Origin of the sequence: Parashewanella hymeniacidonis (genome assembly GCF_016900895.1) — a bacterium.
GTDB classification, from domain to species: domain Bacteria; phylum Pseudomonadota; class Gammaproteobacteria; order Enterobacterales; family Shewanellaceae; genus Parashewanella; species Parashewanella hymeniacidonis.
In genome coordinates this window covers 1-3812 of record NZ_JAFEUN010000198.1, presented here as the reverse complement: position 1 = coordinate 3812, position 3812 = coordinate 1, and the positions used below count along the sequence as shown (strand labels likewise).

General features: G+C 41.7%; 5 protein-coding genes. 2 read left to right on the top strand and 3 right to left on the bottom strand.

The window, feature by feature from the left end; all coding sequences use genetic code 11:
* Nucleotides 1-138: 138 nt before the first annotated feature.
* Genes JQC92_RS21380 through JQC92_RS21370 form a run of 3 tightly spaced genes read right to left on the bottom strand, consistent with a single transcriptional unit; the run spans nucleotide 139 to nucleotide 898 of the window.
* Nucleotides 139-492 carry a hypothetical protein gene (locus JQC92_RS21380; protein ID WP_205001556.1) on the bottom strand — a complete coding sequence of 118 codons (354 nt, stop codon included), beginning with the start codon at nucleotides 490-492 and terminating at the stop codon, nucleotides 139-141.
* 37 nt (nucleotides 493-529) lie between these two features.
* On the bottom strand, nucleotides 530-676 hold the full coding sequence (locus JQC92_RS21375) for a transposase family protein (RefSeq protein ID WP_205001555.1): 147 nt from the start codon (nucleotides 674-676) through the stop codon (nucleotides 530-532).
* A gap of 54 nt (nucleotides 677-730) precedes the next feature.
* Nucleotides 731-898: a hypothetical protein gene (locus JQC92_RS21370; protein ID WP_205001554.1), complete on the bottom strand. Its 168-nt coding sequence runs from the start codon at nucleotides 896-898 to the stop codon at nucleotides 731-733.
* Nucleotides 899-1002: 104 nt separating this feature from the next.
* Here JQC92_RS21370 and JQC92_RS21365 point away from each other — a divergent pair, with 104 nt between their 5' ends.
* Both JQC92_RS21365 and glmS read left to right on the top strand, forming a co-directional pair.
* Nucleotides 1003-1764 (top strand): DeoR family transcriptional regulator, encoded by a 762-nt coding sequence (locus JQC92_RS21365; RefSeq protein WP_205001553.1) that lies wholly within the window; start codon nucleotides 1003-1005, stop codon nucleotides 1762-1764.
* Between the two features lie 39 nt (nucleotides 1765-1803).
* On the top strand, nucleotides 1804-3633 hold the full coding sequence (gene glmS, locus JQC92_RS21360) for a glutamine--fructose-6-phosphate transaminase (isomerizing) (RefSeq protein ID WP_205001552.1): 1830 nt from the start codon (nucleotides 1804-1806) through the stop codon (nucleotides 3631-3633).
* Nucleotides 3634-3812 lie beyond the last annotated feature (179 nt).

Genomic DNA, 3812 nt, shown 5'->3' with positions numbered 1-3812 from the left:
TCTAAAACAGATTCTATTAGTGAAGTCATGAGCAGCAGCTTTGTGAAGGTTGTATTTGCAAATTATATTTTCACAAACTCTGCTCGTGATTTCGAATTATTCAAAAAACTGTCCGAAGTATTGTTTTGATGGAGGCGATTAATTTGCCTTCATCTCTTCAAAGTCTTTAATCGGTTTTATTTCAACTTCAGTTTGTGCTGCTTTTTCATCTAGCATTTCAAACTCATCATTTGATGGTTTCTTCATTTTTGAGATACGATCCGACAAAGTTGTATAACCTAATGCCTGAGCATATTCTTCTGGCGTTTGATTGGCATTGTTTAAGTGCTGTTCACTTTCAATCATGATAACCGTTTCTAATAAGTCTAGTTTGTTGTTATCTATCATCCAATGAACAACTGTTTGCCCTTTACTGTTGCATTGTAAGATGTCTATCCTTTTACTAATAAGCCAAGAAGCAAATTCTTTCTGATCGAAATTTAATGCGAGCATTAAATGAGTAAAACTACCAAGGCAACCGCGTGAGAGTTTAAGTTTTGTTCACTTCGGTTAACCCTGCCTTCAAAACGGCGCAAATACTAGTAAATAAGATGTCAAAAAGGGAGTAAGTAACTTTTGAAGCTTGGCGCTCATCATCTAGCTTACCGAAAATTTGAAAAAATAATTCTAAGTTCATGATGTACTTCCGCAAAAGGAAGTATAAGGTCATAAACTGAGATCTCGGTCAAATTTAAGTTGCTAGCTGCTTAAAAACATTCGCTATTTTGCCCTGTATAGGTACCGTGCTAAGTTGAAGAGCGCTACTGTATTGTAATTCTGGTACTTGTATTTTTAATAATTCATTCACAATTTCTATTGCGTTACTGTCATAAGTAAAAGTTACAGCAGGCTCACCCATGAAGTTTTATCCATTGATAAGCAAGTATTAGCACAAAAAACTGGCAATAAGTTTCGTTTTGAATATAATTTAACTTTCGTTTCGTAAGATATTAAGTTTCGTTAGTGAATAGACGTAATACACAACAACGCCGTCATGCCATTGTAACGATGATCAACGAGTTGGGAGAAGTGCAGGTCGATGCCCTTTCTACTCAGTTTTCAACATCAGAAGTGACCATTCGTAAAGACTTGGCTGAACTTGAAAAAAATGGTTTGTTGTTGCGTCGCTATGGTGGTGCCATTGCATTGCCGTCAGAACTCACTACCACTGAAACCCCTTCACAACTCAAACAAGCGATTGCCGATAAAGCAGCGAGTTTGATTCGCGATCATAATCGCATCATCATCGACAGTGGCAGCACCACTAAAGGCATGATCTCAAACCTGAACTATAAAACTGGACTGATCGTGATGACCAACTCGCTTAAGTTGGCCAATGCTATTCACGAGCTTGAAAATGAGCCAACACTATTGATGACTGGTGGCACGTGGGATCCGCATTCAGGCTCTTTTCAAGGGCAAATGGCCGAGCATGTGTTGAGATCTTACGACTTCGATCAACTTTTTATCGGTGCTGATGGCATAGATTTACAACGAGGCACCACCACGTTTAATGAGCTAACAGGCTTAAGCAAAGTCATGGCGGAAGTATCTCGGCAAGTCATTGTGGTGATGGAGTCTGAAAAGCTCGGTCGCCGTATTCCAAATTTAGAACTTAGCTGGAGTACCGTTGATATTTTGGTGACCGATAGCAACATCGCAACAGAAGCGGTGCAACAAATTGAACAACAAGGGGTGCAGGTATTAACCGCATCGTTTGATTAAATTTTATATTTTGAAAAATACAGTATTTAGGAAAAAATTATGTGTGGAATCGTAGGTGCAGTAGCACAACGTGACGTAGCGGACATTTTAGTAGAAGGGCTTCGCCGTCTAGAATACCGTGGTTATGATTCAGCAGGTGTTGCCATTATTGATGGTGAAAATTTAGGAAGAACACGCCGCCTTGGTAAAGTACAAGAGTTATCAGATGCATTAGTTGATGTGCCGCTTGCTGGTGGCACTGGGATTGCACACACACGTTGGGCAACCCATGGTGAACCGAGTGAGCGTAATGCTCACCCGCATATCTCCCAAGATGATATTGCGGTAGTGCATAACGGTATTATTGAAAATCACAATGAATTGCGCAGTATGCTTAAAGCGCATGGTTATGAATTTTTATCGGATACTGATACTGAAGTAATTTGTCACTTAGTACACCATGAACTTAAATCTCAGGACTCGTTGTTAACCGCTGTGCAAACAGCGGTTAAGCAGTTAGAAGGCGCATACGGTACTGTAGTGATTGATCGTCGTGATAACTCTCGCATGGTAGTGGCTCGCTCTGGGAGCCCACTGGTCATTGGCTATGGTATTGGCGAAAACTTTGTGGCTTCTGATCAGCTAGCCCTTCTACCAGTAACTCGCACGTTTGCATTTTTAGAAGAAGGTGATGTTGCTGAAGTCACTCGCACAGAGGTAAATATTTATGATGTAGATGGTAACGCCGTTGAGCGTGAAGCCAAAGAATCGGAAGTGACTCATGATGCCGGGGATAAAGGTGAATATCGTCATTACATGCTTAAAGAGATCTATGAGCAGCCACAAGCGTTAGCACGTACCATTGAAGGCCGCATTGCCAATCAAGAAGTCTTAGCATCAGCCTTTGGTGACAGTGCAGAAGAATTATTAAAAGACATCAAGCACGTACAAATCATTGCCTGTGGTACCAGTTACCATGCAGGTATGGCAGCACGTTACTGGCTAGAAGATTGGGCGGGTGTATCGTGTAATGTAGAGATTGCTTCAGAATTCCGCTACCGTAAATCTCACCTATTCCCAAATAGCCTGCTAGTGACTATCTCGCAATCAGGCGAAACCGCAGATACGTTAGCGGCACTGCGTCTTGCGAAAGAAATGGGTTACAAAGCGACGATGACGATTTGTAATGCACCAGGCTCGTCGATGGTGCGTGAATCGGATATGGCGTACATGATGAAAGCGGGCGTTGAAATCGGCGTTGCTTCAACCAAAGCCTTTACGGTTCAGCTTGCAGGTCTAATGATGTTGACGGCAGTACTGGGTAAGTACAACGCAATGTCAGCGGATATGCAGGCGCAAATTAGTCAAAGCTTGTTGTCACTGCCTGCAAAAGTTGAGCAAGCATTGAGCCTTGATAATGACATTGCAGCACTTGCGGAAGATTTTGCCGATAAGCATCATTCATTATTCTTAGGTCGTGGCGATCAATATCCAATCGCTATGGAAGGGGCGCTTAAATTAAAAGAGATCTCTTACATTCACGCCGAAGCTTATGCTTCTGGCGAGCTAAAACATGGCCCATTGGCACTGATTGATGCCGATATGCCAGTAATCGTAGTAGCGCCAAACAACGAACTACTAGAAAAGTTACACTCAAACGTCGAAGAAGTGCGTGCTCGTGGCGGTTTGATGTATGTGTTTGCTGATAAGAATGCCAAATTTGAGTCTGACAACACCATGAAAGTGATCCCTGTGCCGCATTGTGATGACTTTATGGCGCCGCTGATTTACACCATTCCACTGCAATTATTGTCTTATCATGTGGCATTAATTAAAGGTACGGATGTGGATCAGCCTCGAAATTTGGCCAAATCGGTTACGGTCGAATAATCCGTTAAGCATATTTTTAAGTAAATGTAGTGAGATAATAAAGATCCATACTGGGCAATAAAGATAATTAGGCTCCCCACTCTTAGCTAGGTGATGTATTTTATACACTCACCGCTATTCTGGAGTCTGATATGAAAAGTACCATTATTGGTGTTGATTTAGCCAAAAAAGTAATTCAA

Bases quoted from the DNA above. Each gene is read 5' to 3' on its own strand.
- JQC92_RS21375 (WP_205001555.1), bottom strand. From the start codon at position 676: ATGAACTTAGAATTATTTTTTCAAATTTTCGGTAAGCTAGATGATGAG.
- JQC92_RS21380 (WP_205001556.1), bottom strand. From the start codon at position 492: ATGCTCGCATTAAATTTCGATCAGAAAGAATTTGCTTCTTGGCTTATT.
- glmS (WP_205001552.1), top strand. From the start codon at position 1,804: ATGTGTGGAATCGTAGGTGCAGTAGCACAACGTGACGTAGCGGACATT.
- JQC92_RS21370 (WP_205001554.1), bottom strand. From the start codon at position 898: ATGGGTGAGCCTGCTGTAACTTTTACTTATGACAGTAACGCAATAGAA.